At 64.9% G+C, this 18,642-nt stretch carries 17 protein-coding genes; 2 read left to right on the top strand and 15 right to left on the bottom strand.

Annotation, left to right across the window (positions count from 1 at the left end; genetic code table 11):
- Positions 1-128: 128 nt before the first annotated feature.
- Positions 129-488 (top strand): hydroxyisourate hydrolase, encoded by a 360-nt coding sequence (gene uraH, locus OEW28_RS12330; RefSeq protein ID WP_263735073.1) that lies wholly within the window; start codon positions 129-131, stop codon positions 486-488.
- On the opposite strand, the gene OEW28_RS12325 is transcribed toward uraH, so the two are convergent.
- The 15 genes from OEW28_RS12325 to OEW28_RS12255 all read right to left on the bottom strand — a co-directional run bounded on the left by OEW28_RS12325 (position 489) and on the right by OEW28_RS12255 (position 17,142).
- A complete protein-coding gene (locus tag OEW28_RS12325; RefSeq protein WP_263735072.1) occupies positions 489-1,184 on the bottom strand; it encodes an ABC transporter ATP-binding protein in 696 nt (231 codons plus the stop codon).
- Positions 1,185-1,883, bottom strand: a complete 699-nt coding sequence (locus OEW28_RS12320; RefSeq protein ID WP_263735365.1) for an ABC transporter ATP-binding protein — start codon at positions 1,881-1,883, stop codon at positions 1,185-1,187. It lies immediately after the preceding gene.
- Positions 1,880-2,824, bottom strand: coding sequence for a branched-chain amino acid ABC transporter permease (locus tag OEW28_RS12315; RefSeq protein ID WP_263735071.1), 945 nt, complete (start codon positions 2,822-2,824; stop codon positions 1,880-1,882). Before OEW28_RS12315 ends, OEW28_RS12320 begins: the two co-directional genes overlap by 4 nt.
- Positions 2,821-3,702, bottom strand: a complete 882-nt coding sequence (locus OEW28_RS12310; RefSeq protein WP_263735070.1) for a branched-chain amino acid ABC transporter permease — start codon at positions 3,700-3,702, stop codon at positions 2,821-2,823. Before OEW28_RS12310 ends, OEW28_RS12315 begins: the two co-directional genes overlap by 4 nt.
- Before the next feature lie 61 nt (positions 3,703-3,763).
- Positions 3,764-5,059: an ABC transporter substrate-binding protein gene (locus OEW28_RS12305; RefSeq protein ID WP_263735069.1), complete on the bottom strand. Its 1,296-nt coding sequence runs from the start codon at positions 5,057-5,059 to the stop codon at positions 3,764-3,766.
- Positions 5,060-5,153: 94 nt separating this feature from the next.
- Positions 5,154-6,545 (bottom strand): hypothetical protein, encoded by a 1,392-nt coding sequence (locus tag OEW28_RS12300; RefSeq protein WP_263735068.1) that lies wholly within the window; start codon positions 6,543-6,545, stop codon positions 5,154-5,156.
- A 43-nt stretch (positions 6,546-6,588) separates the two neighbouring features.
- On the bottom strand, positions 6,589-8,943 hold the full coding sequence (locus OEW28_RS12295; RefSeq protein ID WP_263735067.1) for an aldehyde dehydrogenase family protein: 2,355 nt from the start codon (positions 8,941-8,943) through the stop codon (positions 6,589-6,591).
- A gap of 8 nt (positions 8,944-8,951) precedes the next feature.
- A complete protein-coding gene (deoC, locus tag OEW28_RS12290) occupies positions 8,952-9,926 on the bottom strand; it encodes a deoxyribose-phosphate aldolase (protein WP_263735066.1) in 975 nt (324 codons plus the stop codon).
- Positions 9,927-10,027: 101 nt separating this feature from the next.
- Positions 10,028-10,702, bottom strand: coding sequence for a DUF1523 family protein (locus OEW28_RS12285; RefSeq protein ID WP_263735065.1), 675 nt, complete (start codon positions 10,700-10,702; stop codon positions 10,028-10,030).
- 7 nt (positions 10,703-10,709) lie between these two features.
- On the bottom strand, positions 10,710-10,985 hold the full coding sequence (locus OEW28_RS12280) for a hypothetical protein (RefSeq protein WP_263735064.1): 276 nt from the start codon (positions 10,983-10,985) through the stop codon (positions 10,710-10,712).
- Positions 10,982-12,328: a DUF6638 family protein gene (locus OEW28_RS12275; RefSeq protein WP_263735063.1), complete on the bottom strand. Its 1,347-nt coding sequence runs from the start codon at positions 12,326-12,328 to the stop codon at positions 10,982-10,984. Before OEW28_RS12275 ends, OEW28_RS12280 begins: the two co-directional genes overlap by 4 nt.
- A complete protein-coding gene (locus OEW28_RS12270) occupies positions 12,325-12,921 on the bottom strand; it encodes a hypothetical protein (protein WP_263735062.1) in 597 nt (198 codons plus the stop codon). Before OEW28_RS12270 ends, OEW28_RS12275 begins: the two co-directional genes overlap by 4 nt.
- The gene (locus OEW28_RS12265; protein WP_263735061.1) at positions 12,921-14,861 is read right to left on the bottom strand and encodes an AAA family ATPase; all 1,941 of its coding nucleotides are present in this window, start codon (positions 14,859-14,861) and stop codon (positions 12,921-12,923) included. Before OEW28_RS12265 ends, OEW28_RS12270 begins: the two co-directional genes overlap by 1 nt.
- Positions 14,862-14,937: 76 nt before the next feature.
- Positions 14,938-16,065, bottom strand: a complete 1,128-nt coding sequence (locus OEW28_RS12260; RefSeq protein ID WP_263735060.1) for a hypothetical protein — start codon at positions 16,063-16,065, stop codon at positions 14,938-14,940.
- Entirely contained in the window at positions 16,066-17,142 is a 1,077-nt protein-coding gene (locus OEW28_RS12255; RefSeq protein WP_263735059.1) for a coiled-coil domain-containing protein, read from the bottom strand.
- A 154-nt stretch (positions 17,143-17,296) separates the two neighbouring features.
- On the opposite strand from OEW28_RS12255, the gene OEW28_RS12250 reads away from it, so the two are divergent.
- Positions 17,297-18,583 carry an acetylornithine deacetylase/succinyl-diaminopimelate desuccinylase family protein gene (locus OEW28_RS12250; RefSeq protein WP_263735058.1) on the top strand — a complete coding sequence of 429 codons (1,287 nt, stop codon included), beginning with the start codon at positions 17,297-17,299 and terminating at the stop codon, positions 18,581-18,583.
- The last annotated feature ends 59 nt before the right edge of the window (positions 18,584-18,642 follow it).

Below are 18,642 nucleotides of genomic sequence, written 5' to 3'. Positions count from 1 at the left end.
ATCCTAGGCATAAGCCCGGCATGGCCGGAAGATTATCAAAAAAAACCGGAAAGACTTTTCGCGCCCGAAGGTGGTCGCATTCGGCCCGCGCCCATCGCATGATGCCGGGGAAGCAAGGAGTTTGGATCATGTCCCAAGGCTATCTGACGACGCATGTGCTGGACACGGCGCGGGGCCTGCCCGCCGAGGGGCTGGAGATCGAGCTTTTCCGACTTGAGAACGGCGCGCGGGTGCCGCTTGCACGGATGCGCACGAACGACGACGGCCGGACGGATGCGCCGATCCTGCCGAAGGGGGACTTCGCCGCGGGGGAGTATGAGCTGGTCTTTCACGCCGGCGCCTATCTGGATGCCATCGGCACGCCGCCGGAATCGCCGCGCTTTCTGGACGTGGTTCCGATCCGCTTCGGCATCTCGGACGCCTCGGCGCACTACCACGTGCCGCTGCTGCTGTCGCCCTTCGGCTATTCGACCTACCGCGGAAGCTGATCAGACGCCGACATAGGCCGCGAACTGCGGCGCCGTGGGTGTCAGACCTGCGGCCTCGACGGTTTCGGCCACCGTGCCGCCGGTCATGAAGGCCACACGATCCGCGACGGACAGGACCGCATCAACCCGCTGTTCCACAAGGATCGTGGCGACTCCCGTCGACTTCAGCGCGACAACCGTGTCGCGGATGAGCGCGATCATAGAGGGCTGCAACCCCTCGGTCGGTTCGTCCAGAAGCAAGACCTTGGGTTCAAGACACAATGCGCGGGCGATTGCCAGCATCTGCTGCTCGCCGCCCGACAGGGTGCCGGATACCTGTTTCAGACGCTCGCGCAGGCGGGGGAACAGGCTTAGCACATCGTCGCGCGTGCGCTGGCCCCTGCGGCGGGTCATCAGGCCGATCTCGATGTTCTCGGCGACCGTCAGTTCGGCGAAGAGCCGGCGGCCCTGCGGCACATAGCCGACGCCGTGACGGGGCACTTCGTGCGCGGGCAGCCGAATGATGTCCAGACCGTCCAGCATGATCGAACCGGCGGAAGCCGGGACGAGCCCCATGATCGCCTTGAGCATGGTGGACTTGCCCGCGCCGTTGCGGCCCATGACGCAAAGCACTTCGCCCGTCCGCGCCTCAAGCGTCAGGCGGCGAAGCACCTGGACGGATCCGTAGCCCGCGTCGATGCCTGTCAGCGTCAGCATTCAGCCCCCCAGATAGGCGGCTTGAACCGCCGGGTTGGCGCGGATCGCATCCGGCGTGCCGCTTGAGAGGACCTCACCGAAGTTCAGCACCGTGATCCGATGCGCAAGGTCCATGACGACGTCCATGTTGTGTTCGATCAGCAGCACCGTGGTGTCGGACACGATCTGGCGCACAAGCGCCTTGAAGGTGTCGATCTCGGCATTGGCAAGGCCCTGGGTCGGCTCGTCCAGGATCAGCAGCCGCGGATGCAGCGCCAGGCCCATGGCGATCTCCAGCAGGCGCTGGTGCCCGTAGCTCAGCGTTCCCGCCCGCTGATCCGCCCGGTCGGCAAGCCCGACGCGGGCAAGGGCAGCGCGGGTATCCCCGTCCAGGGGACCACCCCGGCGCTGGACGGCCAGTGCGACGTTGTCGAAGACCGTCAAGTTGGCGAACACCTGCGTTATCTGGAAAGTATAGGCGATGCCCCGGCGGACGCGGCTGTGTGCGGGCAGACGCGTGATGTCGGCACCGTCAAAGCGGATCACCCCGGACTGGACCGGGATGCGGCCGCAAAGCAGGCTGACGAAGGTGGTCTTGCCCGCGCCGTTCGGCCCGATGAGGGCGTGCACTTCCCCCTCCGCCAGGTCGAAATCGACGCCGTCCACGGCCTTGAGACCGCCGAAGTGGCGCGTCAGGCCCCGTGCCTCAAGCAACGTCACGGGAGCCATCGCAGCCACCTTTCACGCAGCGTGCCAAGGATGCCCTTGGGCGCGAAAAGCACCAGAAGCACAAGCGCCACGCCGACGACCAGAAGGCTGGCGGTGGTGAAGGCGCTGGAATAGTCGATCAGGTAGAACATCAGAAGCGCGCCCACAAAGGGGCCAAGCACCGTGCCCGCGCCCCCAAGCAGCACCCACAGCAGCGGCAGGATCGAGTACTGGGTCGAGGCAAGGCTGGCGCCGACATAGCCGAACAGAAGCCCGTAGGCCGCCCCCGCCGCGCCCGCATAAAGCCCCGAGATGACAAGCGCGACAAGCTTGCGGGCGTAGGGATCATAGCCCAGCATGCGGCTGCGTTCCTCATTTTCGCGCAGCGCGATCATCACCCGCCCGGCCGGCGAACGCACAAGCCAGAGCTTCAGCACAAGCCCGGCGGCGAACAGTGCGAAAGCCGCGAAGTAGCGCGGCAGATCGGCGGACAGGTCGTAGCCCAGAAGGACCCGGGCATCGCGCGCGATCACGATGCCCTCGTCCCCGCGGGTCCAGGCGGTGTTGTAAAGGATGGTCAGATAGCCAGCCTGCGCGAACATCAGCGTGACGATCATGAAGGCCACGCCCTGTGTCCGCAGCGCCAGAAGCCCGGCGATCGCGGCCATCGCGCCCCCCGCCAGCAGCCCGGCCAGCAGCGCGGGCCCCGCAGTCAGATCGGCGTGCTGCACCAGCATCCCCGCCCCGTAAAGCCCCGCGCCGAAGAAAAGCGCGTGCCCAAGGCTCAGGAGCCCGGTGTAGCCGAAGGCGATGTTGTAGCCCATCGCATAGGTGGCAAGGACCATCACCTTGGCCACGTTGGTCAGGTGATAGGCGGGCAGGAAGGCCGCGCCCGCCGCCAAAAGGGACAGCGCCGCCAGGTGGAACGCCCAGATGCGGGTGGCTGCGGTCACAGTGCGCGCCTCCCGAACAGGCCCTGCGGGCGGAAGACCAGCACCAGCGCCACGGCCAGCGTCGCCACGATCTTGGCCAGCGTCGGCGCGAAGAAGGTCGAAATGACGCCATCCGACAGACCGATCAGCAGCGCCGCGATCACGGTCCCGCGCAGCGACCCAAGCCCCCCGATGATCACGACGATGAAGGACAGAAGCAGCGGTTCCGTGCCCATCAGGTAATGCGCCTGCTGGATCGGCACGATCAGCACCGCGGCCAGCGCCGCCAGGCCGCCCCCCAGCGCAAAGACCCCGGCATAGACGCGGTCCACGTTGATGCCGAAGGCGCGGGCGGTTTCGCGGTCGTATTGTGTGGCCCGCATGATCAGCCCGACGCGGCTTTTCGCCAGCAGCCGCCAAACCCCCAGCAGCACCAGCGCCGAGGCCAGCACGACCGCCATCTTGTAACCGGAATAGCCGAACCAGGGCAGCTGGACGCGAAAGCTGAACGGCGCAGGCACCGGGCGCGCGTCGGGCCCGTAGAAGGACAGCGCCGCCTGTTGCAGGATGTAGAGAAGGCCGATGGTCGCGACGATCGTCGCTTCGGGTTCGTAGTTCAGGCGCTTGAGCACGGTCATGTCGGCAAGCGCGGCGATGGCGCCGACGAACAGCGGGCACAGGACAAGCGCCGCGGCAAAGGCCACCGCGGGCGGCCCCGGCACCCATTGAGACACGAACCACGCCGAGACCGCGCCCAGCATGAAGAATTCCCCATGCGCGACGTTCACGACGCGCATGATGCCGAACACCAGGCTCAGCCCCACGGCGGCAAGCGCCAGCACCGCCGAGGTCACCATGCCCTCCATCAGGGCCAGAAGCAGGAAGGGTCCGAAGCTCACACAGGTCTCTTGGCGTCAGGATGCCGGGGGCGGCAAGCGCCCCCGGCGGGTCCGAAGGGTATCAGAAGGACTGCGTGGTGTAGTCGACTTCGTCGGGATAGTAGCCGTCCTCAAGGCTGGTCTGGTGCACGCGGATCAGCTTGCCGCCCTGGACCTGCGAAATGGACTGGTGTCCGAAGGCCTGATGGGTCTTGCCGTTGAAGGTCTTGGCGCCCTGCGGATGTTCCCGGCTTTCGGCGAAGTCAGTCATCGCCTCGATCGCCTCGACCAGCTTCTGACGATCCGCCGGACCCTGGTAGCCCGCAGCCTCCATCGCCGCCTTGATGACGAATAGTGTCTCCCAGGTAGAGAACATGTGGGCGTAGGTGGCGATATCCGCCGGATCGGTCACTGAGGCACCGTTGTCGTCGACACCGACGGCGGCGCGATAGAACACCTCGTGCTCGGACGCGTCGGCCTGCTTGTAGCGCGGGTGGCCTTCCCAGAAATGCGTGCCTTCCAGGAATTCGAGCCCCGGCGACGCGATGTCGACGGCTTCCAGCGAATCGATGAAGCCGAAGATCTGCGGCCGGTCGCCCGAACCGTAGAATTCGCCCAGTTCCTTGACGAAGGTCAGGACGGCGGGTCCGACCATGACATGATACAGGACCTCGGTGTCCGAGGGGATCTGCGGGAAGTAGCGGGTGAAGGACGTCTCGGTCGGCGGGATCGCGATGTGCTTGATCACCTCGCCGCCCTGCGCCGCAACCGCGGCGGTGAAGAAGTCACGATGGTCATGGCCGAAGGCATAGTCGGGGAAGATCATCGTGACCTTCTTGCCAAGGTTCTGCGTCACCCAGGGTGCCATCGACTGCACCTGGCTTTTCACGTCGGTGATGCCCGGCTGCAGCGTCCAGCGGTTCAGCATGCCCGAGGCGACATGGTGACCTTCGGAACAGACAAGATATGGCACCTTCAGCTCTGCCGCGCGCGGGGCGGTTCCGACGACGACGTGGGAAAAGAGCGCGCCGAACACCAGGTCGCAGTTCGACTGCGTGGCGAGCTTGCCAAAGACCTCGGCCCCGCGGGCCGGGTCGGTGCCGTCATCCTCGAACAGGATCTCGACCGGGCGGCCGTTGATGCCGCCGGCCTCGTTCAGGACGTTGAGCGCAGCCGTCGCTGTGCGTTCGTACCACCGGCCATAGGACGCGCCGATGCCGGTGCGGTGAAGCTGGAAGCCAAGCCGGATCGGCTCAGAGCTTTGCGCATGGGTGTAGCCGGGGAAGAAGGACGGCACCGCCAGCGCCCCCGCGCCTGCCGCCATTCCCGTCAGAACCGAGCGGCGGCTCGGTGTCTTTCCGATCAGTCTGGATGTCATCTGTCATCTCCACTGCTGGGAACCGGCGCGCGGCTTTCCGCGCCCGCGCCTTGGTTCAAGATTGTGCGTGTACGAACAAAAAGTCCATGTTTTTCTACCCTGCGGCAGGCGCCGACAGGAGCCACAGACCGAAGACGGTGTAAAGTACCATCAGCACCGCGACGGGAAGTTGTGCAATTCTGCGGTGCTCGAGGCCGGACCTTCGGGCAAGATGCGCAGCAAGCAGGACCGCCAGCAGATGGGCCGTCAGGATGATCGCCCATTGCGCCTGCCAGATGAGCCGGACCGAGCTTTCGCGCGCCAGGAATCCGAAACCCACCCAGTGTTCCGGCAATCCCAGCAACGCCCAGCCCAGATCGAAGGGATCGTTCAGCGCGACCAGGACGTATTGCCCCGAGGTCAGCAGCGCGACCAGGTAGTGCGCGACATGGTAACCGGTGGCGATGGGTAGAAAGGACAAGGCATATGGCCCCGCCGCGTCGGCATAGCGGGGAGCGCCGGGGCTGGACAGGGCCAGTTCCGCCCGGATTGCCGCGGCGATCAGCCCCGCCATCGCGGCCCAGGTCAGGAACAGACCCGCGGTATTGACGCCCATCACCGCCGACCGTCCCGGCACGTCCAGCGGGTTGATCCCGATCCGGGCCAGCCACCAGAACGTCTCGTGCAGGCCGTCGAAACTGACCGAGGCGAGGATCGCGGTGACGAAGGCTGCCTGCGACAACGAAAGCGGCGGCATGCCGAGGATCTGCGCGCCGGGCCAGCCCAGGTGGAAGGTCAGCCGGCCATCGCGCCGCTCTGCCCAAAGTGGCGCGATCTTTGACACGAAACCGAAGTAGACGGTCAGAAACTCCCCCTTCTCCAGCCAGTGCTCACCCTCGGCCACGGCAAGGGCGAAGACGACAAGCCAGTAGGCAAGAGCCGTTCGCGCCAAGACCGCGGGATCCGCCGGCGCAAGCGACACGATTTCGAACCAGGCAAAGGCCAGATAGCCAGCGACCGCGGGCCAGTGGCCCAGCCGCGACAGACCGACGCCGCCGGTCAGCCCCAGCATCCGGCGTGCCGCGCGCACCGGACCGCTCCATGGATCGAGCCCGCGCCAGAGGTCGCCGAAGACCGCGACGGCCAGCGTCAGCGCGACCCACAGGACAACCCAGACCGTCAGGGTCAGCATGTTGCCATAGGGGTCACGGCTCCCGAAGAAGCCAGCGGCAAGAAGGAAAACCAGAAGAAGCGCGGAAAGCCAGCTGCCGATGTCGCGAGGAACGACCGGGCGGGAAAGCAGCGTGACCGCGCGCGGCGCGGGAACGCGCGGGGCAAAGGCCACGATCAGTGCCGACAGCGCGACGGCAATCCCTGCGCCGATCACGTAGGGCGCCGTCGGCAGGACATGCAGCACGGCACGCTGCGTCGCGTGTGCAAACGCCACCCCGGGCAAACCCAGTGCCGCGAGACCCAGGAACATGAACCGGATCGCCATCACTTTCATGCCCGGACAGTGTCGCAAGCTGGAGCCTGCTGCAACCGCCGCGTCACTCGCCGTAGGGGACCCAGATGTTCTTGATCTGGGTCGCATGTTTCAGGAAAGACCGCCCCTGCCCCTCTGCCCCCAGCCAGTCGCGGTTCCGCACCGTCCAGGTGGCCTTGAGGTTTCCGGCGCTCTCTGTCTCGACCATCCGCGCGCCCTCGGTACTGCCGCAGTACCACATCGCCGCGATGTCATCATGCGCCGCCAGCGTTCTGGCCAGTTCGTCGCGCGCGCCGGTGACGATGTTGACCACGCCGCCCGGCAGGTCCGAGGTATCGAAGACCTGGTAAAGGTCGGTCGCGGACAGGGGCATGTTCTGGGAGGGCAACGCCACCACCCGGTTGCCCATCGCGATCGCCGGAAGCACGAGGCTTAGAAGCCCCAGAAGCGGCGCGCTGGTCGGGCAGGCAATTCCCATGACCCCAAAGGGCTCTGGCATGGCCAGCGTCACATGCGCCGACTTCGTGGCATGAACGGCGCCGTCATACTTGTCGGCCTGTGCCGCGTACCAGAACGCGCGGCGGATCGCGGTCGCGACCTCCTCGGCCGGTTTGGGGCTTCCGGCGGACTTCAGGCGATTGGCGAACTCGGCCTCTCGTGACACGAGGTTCTCGGCAAGGTAGTAAAGCACCTGTGCGCGGTTGTGGCCGGTTGCCCTGCCCCAACCGGACGCCTTGTGGGCTGCCTCGACCGCGTTGCGGATGTCCTTGCGGCTGCCAAGGCCTGCCAGGCCGATGACGCCGGCCTTTCCCCGTACCGCATAGGAATAACCGCTGTCGGGCCGCTTCTGCGCGCCGCCGATGTAAAGCTTGGCAGTGCGGTCGATGGCGTCGGCAGCTGCCGGTGCCTCTGGCGTGGGGGCGGTTTCGGGCGCGATGGGCACCGGTTCGGCCTTGGCCGGGACCGGCGGCTCGGCCAGGTATTCCTCCATGCCTTCACGCCCGCCTTCGCGTCCGAAACCGGATTCGCGATACCCGCCAAAGCCCGCGCCCGCGTCGAAGATGTTGGTGGCGTTCACCCAGACGACCCCGGCCTTGACCTGCGCCGCCACATCGAGTGCAAGGTTGACGTTTTCCGACCAGACCGAAGCCGCAAGGCCATAGCGGGTGTTGTTGGCCAGCGCCACGGCCTCGTCCGGGGTACGGAAGGTCGTCAAGGTCGCGACGGGACCAAAGATTTCGACCTCGGACACGATGTTTGCGGGGGCGACCTCGGTGAAGAAGCCCGGCGCGAAGTAGTTGCCCGTCGCAGGAAGCTGGCATGGGGCCTGGTGCAGGACGGCCCCCTCGGCTTCCCCCTGCGCGACAAGGTCCCGGATGCGGCGCAGCTGCACGGGATCGACGATCGCCCCCATGTCCGTCGACTTGTCCAGCGGATCGCCGACGCGCAGCCGCGCCATCCTTCTTGCCAGCCGTTCCGCGAAATCGCGCGCGACGCGTTCCTGGACCAGGATACGGGACCCCGCGCAGCACACCTGGCCCTGATTGAACCAGATCGCATCCACCACACCTTCGACCGCCGCGTCGATGTCGGCATCGGCGAAGACGATGAAGGGCGACTTGCCGCCCAACTCCAGCGTCAGCTTCTTGCCGGAACCTGCGGTGACCTTGCGGATCGCGCGCCCGACCTCGGTCGAGCCGGTGAAGGCGATCTTGTCCACATCGGCCTCGACCAGCGCGGCACCCGTTGCACCGTCGCCGGTGACGATGTTGACGACGCCCTTGGGCAACCCGACCTCGGCGCAGATCTCGGCGAAGGCAAGAGCGGTCAGGGGCGTGTACTCGGCGGGTTTCAGGACCACGGTATTCCCGGCGGCCAGCGCCGGCGCGACTTTCCAGGCCAGCATCAGAAGGGGGAAGTTCCAGGGGATGATCTGCCCGCAGACACCCACCGGACCCTGGCTGGGGAACTCGTCGGCCAGCATCTCGGCCCAGCCGGCGTGGTGATAGAAATGGCGGGCGGCCAGCGGCACGTCGATGTCGCGCGACTCGCGGATCGGCTTGCCGTTGTCGATGGTCTCGAGCACCGCCAGGAACCGCTCGCGCTTCTGGATGTGGCGGGCGAGCGCGTAGAGGTATCGCGCGCGGTCGTGCCCCGAAAGTTTTGACCAGCGGGGAAGTGCTGCGCGCGCGGCCTTCACGGCGGCCTGAACGTCGGACCCGGTTCCCTGGGTGACCTTGGCCAGAAGCTCTCCGGTGGCGGGGTTCATGACGTCGAAGGTCGGTCCCGGTTCCGTGAAGCGGCCGCCGATGAAGTGGCCGAAGGCCCCGCGGGCGGAAAGCCACTTCATCACCTCGCCCGAGGCCTCGGGGGCAGGCCCGTAGTCCATCGTTTCCAGGATTTCAGAGACGGAAGCCATGGGATCCCTCAAGCAAGCGCGTGACGGGAGGACGCCGCATAGCGCCCTGTCACGTGGTGTTCCAGTTGCCGTTCGATGTCGCCCAGCATCGACGATGCGCCAAGCCTGAACAGGTCCGGGCGGAGCCAGTCGTTGCCCAGCTCCTCCTTCATCAGGATCTGCCAGGCGATGGCATCCTTGGCGGTCTTCATCCCCCCCGCAGGCTTGAAGCCGATGCGGTATCCCGCGCGGGCGCCGTAGTCGCGCAGCGCGCGCGCCATGACCAGCGAAACCGGAAGGGTGGCGTTGACACCCTCTTTCCCGGTCGAGGTCTTGATGAAATCCGCCCCCGCCTGCATCGCGACCATCGAGGCCTTGTAGACGTTGCGCAGCGTCTTCAGATCGCCCGTCGCAAGGATCACCTTCAGATGCGCGGCGCCGCAGGCCTCGCGCATCGCGGCGACCTCGTCGTAAAGCGCGGACCAGTTCCCGTCGAGCACATGGGCGCGCGTGATGACGATGTCGATTTCCTCGGCGCCCTGATCCACGGCGTACAGGATTTCTGCGAGCCTCAGGTTCAGCGGCATCAGACCCGCGGGAAACCCGGTCGCGACCGAGGCCACGGGAATGCCCGATCCCGCCAACGCCCTGACGGCCGCCGAAACCATCGTGGGGTAAACACAGATCGCTCCGGTCGTAAGCCGGTCAAGTTCCAGCCCTTCCATGATGTGATCCGCAAGCGGCTGGCGCGCCTTGGCGCAAAGCCTGCGGACGCGGTCGGGCGTGTCGTCGCCCGACAGGGTCGTGAGGTCCATGCAGCGGATCGCGTTCACAAGCCATGCGGCCTGCCATTGCTTCTTGACCGTTCGCCGGGTGGTCAGCGTCGCCGCGCGCCGTTCGGCGGCGGGCGTGTTGACGGCAACATGATCAAACCAGTCCAGCGCAAGCGGAACGCCCGGATTGCGCTCGTTACGGGACAGGGAATGAACCGCTTCGGCCTGCATGGGCACTTCCTTTGGGGTGCGCGATCGCACGGATCGTGGCCTTCGAGGCTAGCGAGAGTCGCACGGATCCGCAATCGGCCACCTGACCAATTGGTCAGAAATCAGCGCCGAGGCTTGCTTTTCCAGGTCGCCAGCCAGGCCTTGAACCGGCCCCAGATCCCGCGCGCCCGCGCGGCCGCCTGGTCGGCCTGCGCATCGACGTTGTCCCAGGCCTCCTCCACATCCTCGATCACCGGGTCGATCATGCGTTCGCGGAACTGGAGCCACATGCGTCGCAGCATGAACAGGATCACGGCAAGGAACGTCAGGATGACAATGTTCACCCAGGGGATGATCCGCGCATCCGGTCCGTCGACAGGTGTGATCGCGATGGCGTTGGGGAATGTCGACAGGTAGACGATCCGCCAGCCGTAGTGAGTGATCGACACCCACTGCGGCGCCGCTGACGTCGACTTGAAATCCTCCGCCTCGGTCTGAAGGTTGGCGGTGTCGAACTTGAAATAGGGCGGCCAGTGCCAGCCGGTATCCTCGTTGCGGTAGACATGGGGATCGCCGTCAGCGTCGACCGCCTGGATGAACTGCACGTCGCGGTTGATAAGCCCGGTCGCCTGGTCGTCAGGCGTCGCCCAGAAAATCCGCGTCCAGTCATCCAGGTCCTGCCGTTCCTGGTAGGTGTTCACGATCCGGACGATGTCATGCTGCGGCAAGGTGTAGTGGAAAAAGCCGAAGACGGTCAGCGCCAAGAGCGTCAGGATGGTCCATTTCGCGTATTTCATCTTCGCCTCAGGTTTCGTTCAGATAAATCAGCAGCAGCACGATCACGGTCGGGATCACATAGACCAGCCAGATCAGCTTGCGTCGAAGGCTTGTCTGGTACTCGCGCATTCCGGCTTCGATATAGGCGTCGCGCGCCGCGGGGTCATCCCCGGCCGCCGGGTCGGCGTCCCATTCCTTTTCCAACCGCTCGCGTTCAACGGAACGCGCATAGATCGACATGAAGACATAGGCGATCGTCATGCCGATGAAGCCGAAGACGGCAAGCCGGACGAAGGCGATCATCTGCGTTCCCTCCTGACCGCACCCCAGGGGCCGACAAGCTCGACGTCATCGCGATCCCAGGGGCCGGGGGCCATCTGCGGCTCCGACCCGAACAGCGCGCGGCGCGTCCCATCCTTGTCCATCTGGTATTCGCGGGCAAGGAAGTCGGCGACATAGGCCCTCTTCGCCTCGGGCCAGCTGCGGTAGGTGTCGTAGAACAATTCCTTGTGGCAGATGAAAAGCTGCCGGATGTCCAGCGGCGCGAGCTCGGACAGCAGCATGTTCACAAGGTCCCGATCCTTGTGGGGGCGCGACCGCAGCGTGTAGAAGTAGGCCGGATGCGACGGCGTGATGCGCGGCCTTTTCCCCCCGGTTTCCACCCATCGCAAAAGGGCTGCCAACCCCTGGAATTCGTCGGGCAACCTGTGGCCAAGGGTGTTCGCGACCTGCCGCAGCTCGCGCCGCGTGCCCGCGCCGGTGTCAAGGCCAAGACGGGTCGCCGCGTCGATCAGGATGAAATCCATCTTCTGCCTCAGCACCGCGCCCGCATCCAGGCCGCGCGCCGTCGCGATCGGCTCCACCAGATCGTTCAGATCCAGGAACTGCGCGATGTCTTTCCGGTCGCGCGGGTCAAAGACATAGCTGATCGGCAATGCGCCCAGCCTTTCCTTCGGCCCGACCGAGATCGCCGCCGGATGCTCCACATCGCGGAACAGGTAGACGCCGCCGAAATGCGCCGTCCAGAAGTTGCCCTGGTCGAAGGTGGTGGATTTCAGCGTCACCGGGTTGCGGGTCACGTCGCCGGTCTTTTCCGCCAGTCCGATCATCTCGGCGATCAGCACGTCGTCCCACCAGCCGTCCTCCTCGGTCCGGAAGCGCTCGATCAGACCCGCGAGCTTGCGCCCCTCGGCGATGTGGTTGCCGGTGGTGTCGGCCACCACGGTGACGCGGCGGATGTCGAAAAGCCGCCTCGGCTCGGTCAGGTCGAAGACGGTGTTCTCCAACTCCCCCGCCACGGCGTCGCGGGCGGTCAGCGTGAACAACTCCGTCTCGTTCTCTTCGATGAAGCGGGTGAGGATCCCGCGAGAGGTCGAGAACTTGGCATTCAGAAGCGGCGCGGTCTTCTGGTCGGTGGTCAGCAGGATGAACTGCCGGTTGCAGCCGTTCGGGTTGAGGTAAAGGTCATCGCCCAACTCATCCCCCACCTCCGGCGAATAGCCCGACAGGTCGATGTGGAAGTCCGTCAGACCCGTGGTCTTCCCCGTCAACGCCTTGAGCGCGCGGTTATACCGTTCGACCAGCGCGGGGCTGTCCACCGCGATGAGGTTGCCGAACATGAGGCCTTTGGCGATGAGGCGGTTCATGGCTCGCTCACCTCGTTATCTTGTGCCTTCTTTAAGTCACTCTTGAGGCGATCCCACTCGTTTTTCAGAAGCGAGTTTACTTCTATTTGGATATTTGACTGCGCATCAGCGATTTTTGATTTGGAATGCATCGCTGCTGTCAGATTCTTCAATGCCACAACCAGATCAGCATGCACCTTATCCGCTGTATTCAAACGGAGCTGAATTCGCGTCCACAAGTATTGATATTCCCGCAGTTCTATTGGGTCCATGTCATCGTCGGCTATCGATATCAACCGTGCGCAGTCATCTCTTAGGTCATTAATCCATGCTTGCCGAAAATCTGAAATCTTAATCTCAGCTTGCGTGCGCCTATTAATACTTTCGCGTTTTTCTGCTGATTTGTTGGTCAAATGAGCACTCCAAACAGAGAGCCCCAAGACCAAGAAAAGAGTTCCTAGAGAAATTATCGTGCTTTGTCTGTCGCTTAATAGTGACTCCACCTTTTCAAGATTACCACCATCATAACTCCCCAACTCAATGAGAACAGGCGGGAGAAGGGCGACTAGCGCGAGAATCGCAAAAAACAAAGCCGCTATCAACTCACGACGCATCACCCCCGCCCCTCCAAATACCTCTTCTTCGCCTCGTCCATCCGCCGCATGTCCCTGACTGCCCCCTCGATGGCCACCTCGTCGGACTTGTCGGCATAGCGGAACTCGCTGTCGGCGTAGCGGTTGATTTCCTGCACCACCATCTCGACCGTGATGGGGCGGCGCAGCTCGCCGATCATCGCGCGCTTTTCGTCGTAGGGCTTGAAGAGGAACAGGTCCGGGTTCTCCATCCATTCGTCGGGCAGCTCGAAGTCCATCGCGCGGACCTTGACCGCGTCGGTGATGTTCTTGATCGCGCGGCCGGTGAAGCGTTCGTCCGCGTCCTGGATCGCCTTGAGGTAGGTGCCAAGCTTGGCGATGGTGTCCAACTCCCCGATCCGGCCGCGGACCGCCTCATAGACCCGCACCAAGCCGTCCTCGTGGGGGCGGGAATGGTTCTCGAAGCTTTCGGACACCGCCCGCTTGATCTCCTGCGCGGCGTAAAGGTCGTGATCGCCCAGCGGGATCTGGTGGTTGCGCCCCAGCAGCAGCGCGAGGATGTCGACATAATCCTCCCGCGTCTGGGGCCCATCGACCAGGAAACGCGCGCCCGCCCGCTGGCGCAGCGCGTCGTCCACGTTCTCGGGGAAGTTCGAAAACATGCCGAAGGTGCAGTTGCCGCGCACGACGGTATTGGCGCCTGCGAAGGCCTCCATCAGCACAGCGGTGATCTCCTGCTGGCCGGCGCTCGACTGCCGGTCGCCACGCTTGCCCGCGATCTGGTCGATGTCGTCGATGGTGCCGAATCCGATGACGGCGGGGTCCATGACGTTCTGGATGAAGGCCTTGGCGTTCTGTCCCGACTTGCCCTGGTAGCTGTCGACGTTGTCGATCGACAGGTTCTGGTAGCGGAACGGGTATTTCGCGGCCTGGCAGTAGTCGTTCAGAAGCCCGGCCATCATCTGGATCAGGGTTGTCTTGCCGGTTCCCGGCTTGCCGTCGCCCATGAAGGTGAAGATGAAGCCGCCCATCTCGGCAAAGGGATTCAGGCGCTTTTCGAAGTCGTAGGCCATCAGCATCTTGGCCAGCCGCATCGCCTGGTACTTCGCGATGTGGTTGCCCACGACCTCGTTCGGCCTCTTGAACGACATGACAAGCGTCGATCCCCGCGCCTTGCGGGCGGGTTCGAAGCCAGAGATCGGAAAATCGTCCGCCTTGACGCGGTAGTTCGCACCCGAAAAGGCGGCCAGCCGCGGCGCCCCCTCGGCACGGGCACGAACCCGGGCCATCAACTGCTCGGCATAGCCCAGGATCGTCGCGACCAGCAGCGCCTCGCTTGTCGCGTGGATGCCGATCTTCTGGTCCAGCTCCCAAAGCGCGCCATGCAGGGCCAGCGGCGCATTGTCGGTCAGCACCTCCTCGACCGCGCCGACCTCGACCGCCTGCTCGCTCGCCTGCGCAGACAGAAGAAAGGCAAGGGCATTGCCGAAGGTGTAAAGCACCGCCAGCGCCTCGGCAGAAAGCAGCTCGGAAAACTCGGTCGCCCGCTCTCGCGGCATGCGGTTTTCCAGGTTGGCCTTCTTCAGTTCGACCAGCGCCGTCTGACCCGAAAAATGCTCGCCAACAGCCAGCGCGATCGCAAGTGCGCGGCGCAGACCGTGCGCCACCGCCGCCTGCGTGGCCGAGGTCAGCGGGTCGTCGTCATCGGTGTTCGCGATGCGATCAAGGATCCGCACGCCCTCGGTCCGCGCCATCGACCGCGTGACAAGCCCCGGAGTGGTCGAGCGGAAGCGCCGCTGCATCGAGGCGACCTCGGGCGACTTCTCGGCAGAGGTAAGGGTCAGGCGCGCGGTCCCGATCCGGGGCGTATGGTCGATCCCCATCAGCATCTCGGTTGCGGCCGGATAATGCGCCCGGATCTCCTCTTCCTTCAGCTCCATCTCGTTCAGCGGCGTCGTCATCCAATGCCCTCGATCCTGCTCTTCTTTTCACAAATATCCTCGGGGGGTCCGGGGGGCAGACAGCCCCCCGGCGACCTCAGTCGTAGACCAGCACTCGGCCTTCCTTGCCGACCACGAACTTCCTGACGGCCCGGAACCCTTCCGGGTCCTTTTCCGCCAGCACCTGGAACGGCCTTTGCGGCAGGATAAGTGACCGGGTGATGCGCGTGGCCCCCGTCTCGAAACCGACACCGGCCAGCGGGTCGAGACGAAAGACCTCCCGCTCGGTCGAGGAAAACCAGCCCTTCTCGACCTCGACCCGCTCGCTTTCCAGCTCCTCGACCGTCCAGGCCAAGGCCCAGTCCTCCCCCGCGGGTGATCGCGCCTCTTCCAGCACCTCTCGGATTGGACCGGTCTGCAGCGTGAAGACCGAGGAATACATCGGCCCCAGATGCAGGCGGCGCAGTCGCTTGGGGTGCAGGTCGGCAAAGTCCGCGTCAAAGCCCCTGGCCATGGTCAGAAGCTTCAGCCCGCCCGCCGACTGCGCCAGAAGATGCGCCTGCGCCTGCGGCCAGCGCCCCTCGTCAAGCGGCAGCGCCTTGCGCCCGGAATCCTCGACATCCATCAGGTAAAGCACCGGCACGTTCAACTGGCTGTCATAGATCCCCCAGTGGATCAGAAACCGCCGGCGCCCGCCCGGACCTTCCTCGGTGAACTGCGCCTCGGGGTGCATCTGCGCGAAATACAGCCCGCCCTTCGCAAGCGCCTCGTAGTAAAGCCGCTGCGACATGGCGTATTGCAGGCGCGTCGGCACAGTCCGTTCGCCCAGGATCTGGCGCACCATCTCGTCCTTCAGGCGCGCCGCGTCCGGCATCCCGGCCAGATGCTTGCCCGCCTGGGCCGCATCGTTGGCCATGGTCACGATCTCCTGGAAGATCGGGAAGCCGCTTTCGTGCAGGTCGATGGTCAGGTGCCGCTGCCCGATCCCCGCGATCCGGCCGGAAACGAGGTACTTCAGGCTCAACGCCTTGAAGCTCGCCGCAATCGCGCGGACATAGGCCTCCACCACATCGCTTTCGAGCGCGGAAAGCGCCCGGTCCCGCTCCATCGCCTCCGCGACCCCGGCAAGACGCCGGGTGATCTGCTCGAACTTCGCAAAATACCGCCGCGCGGCCAGGTCGTCGTCCAGCGCCTTGTGATCGGTTGTGAGGTCCAGGTCGGGCACTTACCCACCATACAGGTTCTTGTCGTGCTTCTCGACGATCGCGGCAAAGCGCCGGGCGAAGCGTTCGTCGGCCTTCGCCTTCTGCTCCAGCACCTTGCGGGCGAAGACCATCTGGTCCTCGTGCGCCTCCATCATCTCGGCCATGCGCTGGTTGGTCGCGGTGCCGATCCCGGCCATGGCGGCTTGCGCCTCCTGGTCGGTCTTCACCCCGATCTCGTTGATCCGGTGCGCCACGTCCTGCTGCTGCGCGGTCTTGAGCGACTTGGTCAGCGCATCGTAAAGCACCACCCGCTGGCGCGTGTCGGTCTGAAGCTTGTTGATCAGGACCATCTGCGTCGCCGCCTGGTTCTGAAGGCTGTCGACCCAGGTCTTGCCCTTCTCGATATAGCGCTCCAGCGTCTGCGACTTGGCCAGTTTCACCTGCTCGTCCTGGACCATTGCGTTGTAGCGCGTGTTCAGCTCGGCCAGTTCGCTTTCCAGCCGCGTGCGCGCCGCCGCGTCCTGTTCGACGCTGATCCGGTTCTCAAGATCGATGATCCTGGGGTCCAATGCCTGGATGTCGGCGCGCAACTGCTCAAGCTCGCCCACCGTTGCCTCGCGCTCGTCCAAGGTCTCGGTCAGGTTCGTCTCGACCCGGCCCTTGTGATCGTTCAGGACCGCAAGCTGACCTTCCAGCAGCTTGACGATGATATCGGACTTGCCGATCAGGTCCTGCAGCTTGTCATCAATCGAGGCGCTTCTCAGGCGTTCCTGGCGCAGCGACTCCGACTTGCCGCGCGAAAAGATGCCGACGAAGCTTTCCCAGCCCGTCTTGTTGCGCATCTCGTCGAAGTCCTTGGAAAAGCCCGCCGTCACATCATCCAGCCCCATGATCAGTTCGGCGATGTTGGCGTTCATGACCTCGGCGTGCCGATGCACGTCTTCCAGCGTGGCGTTCTCGATGTCGATCGAAATATCATCGCCCGACTTCAGCTTCGCGCGCGCGGTGTCGATCTTGCCGGTCAGCTCGGCAATCCTGGCCTGCGCATCCGCGACCTGTTTCTGGCTTTCGCGGATCTGTGCGTCGAAATCGGCCATCTGCTCCTCCGATGTTAATTATCGTTACAATATGTGCAGCCGGAAGCCGCGATGAAGATCCCTTTGCGGGGAATATTCCAGAACACCTCCCCCCCGTCACGCCATAATTGGCCGCCGGGTTGCGGCTTCATCGCCCGAACGCTAGCGTCGAAGCATGGAACAAGCGCTGGACAGACGGATCGCCGAAGAAATCGCCGCCCGGCGCGACGATCTGATCCGGTTGGCCCGTGACCTGATCCGCATACCCACGCTCAATCCGCCTGGACGCAACTATCGCGAGATCTGCGATTTCCTGGCCGCCCGCCTCGGCGCATCGGGATTTTCGGTCGAACTGATCCGCGCCGAAGGCGCGCCGGGCGACGGGCCCGATCACCCGCGCTGGAACCTTGTCGCGCGCGCCACGGGCGCAGGCGCCGGCGACTGCGTGCATTTCAACTCGCATCACGACGTGGTGGAGGTCGGCCACGGCTGGACCCGCGACCCGTTCGGCGCAGAGATTGCCGGCGATCGCATCTACGGCCGTGGCGCCTGCGACATGAAGGGCGGCCTTGCGGCCTCGATCATCGCGGCAGAGGCTTTCATCGCGGCCTGCCCGGGATATCGCGGCGCGATCGAGATTTCCGCCACGGCGGACGAGGAAACCGGCGGATACGGCGGCGTCGCCTACCTGGCGGAACAGGGGCGTTTTTCGCCCGATCGCGTCCAGCATGTCATCATCCCCGAGCCCCTGAACAAGGACCGCATCTGCCTGGGCCACCGCGGCGTCTGGTGGGCCGAGATCGAGACCAAGGGCCGCATCGCCCATGGCTCGATGCCCTTCCTGGGCGACAGCGCCGTGCGTCACATGGGGGCGGTCCTGGCCGAGATGGAGGCGACGCTCTTTCCGCTTCTCGCCACCAAGCGCACCGAAATGCCCGTGGTCCCGGAAGGGGCGAAACAATCCACGCTGAACATCAATTCGATCCACGGCGGCGAGAAAGAACAAGCGGAGGGCTACACGGGCCTGCCCGCGCCCTGTGTGCCCGACCGCTGCCGCATCGTCATCGACCGCCGCTACCTGATCGAGGAGGACCTTGCCGAGGTGAAGCGGGAGGTCGCCGCCATGCTCGAACGGGTCAAGGCCGCGCGCCCATCGTTTCTGTACGAAATCCGCGATCTTTTCGAGGTGCGCCCGACAATGACGGACCGCGATGCGCCCGTGGTTCGCTCCACCGCCGCGGCGATCGAACGCGTGCTGGGCCGCAGCGCCGACTACGTCGTGTCGCCCGGCACCTACGATCAGAAGCACATCGACCGGATCGGGCGGCTCGGGAACTGCATCGCCTATGGGCCGGGCATCCTCGATCTTGCCCACCAGCCGGACGAATGGGTTGGGATCGGCGACATGATGGACAGCGCAAAGGTCATGGCGCTGGTCCTTGCCGATCTTCTTGGCCCCTGAGCTTCTTCTTTTCACACATATCCCGGGGGCGTGGGGGCAGCGCCCCCACCCAGGACGGC

The sequence above is a fragment of the Albidovulum marisflavi genome (genome assembly GCF_025751435.1).
Taxonomy (GTDB): domain Bacteria; phylum Pseudomonadota; class Alphaproteobacteria; order Rhodobacterales; family Rhodobacteraceae; genus Albidovulum; species Albidovulum marisflavi.
This window is presented reverse-complemented; position numbering and strand designations above follow the sequence as displayed.

Bases quoted from the DNA above. Each gene is read 5' to 3' on its own strand.
- uraH (WP_263735073.1), top strand. From the start codon at position 129: ATGTCCCAAGGCTATCTGACGACGCATGTGCTGGACACGGCGCGGGGC.
- OEW28_RS12325 (WP_263735072.1), bottom strand. From the start codon at position 1,184: ATGCTGACGCTGACAGGCATCGACGCGGGCTACGGATCCGTCCAGGTG.
- OEW28_RS12305 (WP_263735069.1), bottom strand. From the start codon at position 5,059: ATGACATCCAGACTGATCGGAAAGACACCGAGCCGCCGCTCGGTTCTG.
- OEW28_RS12300 (WP_263735068.1), bottom strand. From the start codon at position 6,545: ATGAAAGTGATGGCGATCCGGTTCATGTTCCTGGGTCTCGCGGCACTG.
- OEW28_RS12295 (WP_263735067.1), bottom strand. From the start codon at position 8,943: ATGGCTTCCGTCTCTGAAATCCTGGAAACGATGGACTACGGGCCTGCC.
- deoC (WP_263735066.1), bottom strand. From the start codon at position 9,926: ATGCAGGCCGAAGCGGTTCATTCCCTGTCCCGTAACGAGCGCAATCCG.
- OEW28_RS12285 (WP_263735065.1), bottom strand. From the start codon at position 10,702: ATGAAATACGCGAAATGGACCATCCTGACGCTCTTGGCGCTGACCGTC.
- OEW28_RS12280 (WP_263735064.1), bottom strand. From the start codon at position 10,985: ATGATCGCCTTCGTCCGGCTTGCCGTCTTCGGCTTCATCGGCATGACG.
- OEW28_RS12275 (WP_263735063.1), bottom strand. From the start codon at position 12,328: ATGAACCGCCTCATCGCCAAAGGCCTCATGTTCGGCAACCTCATCGCG.
- OEW28_RS12270 (WP_263735062.1), bottom strand. From the start codon at position 12,921: ATGCGTCGTGAGTTGATAGCGGCTTTGTTTTTTGCGATTCTCGCGCTA.
- OEW28_RS12265 (WP_263735061.1), bottom strand. From the start codon at position 14,861: ATGACGACGCCGCTGAACGAGATGGAGCTGAAGGAAGAGGAGATCCGG.
- OEW28_RS12255 (WP_263735059.1), bottom strand. From the start codon at position 17,142: ATGGCCGATTTCGACGCACAGATCCGCGAAAGCCAGAAACAGGTCGCG.
- OEW28_RS12250 (WP_263735058.1), top strand. From the start codon at position 17,297: ATGGAACAAGCGCTGGACAGACGGATCGCCGAAGAAATCGCCGCCCGG.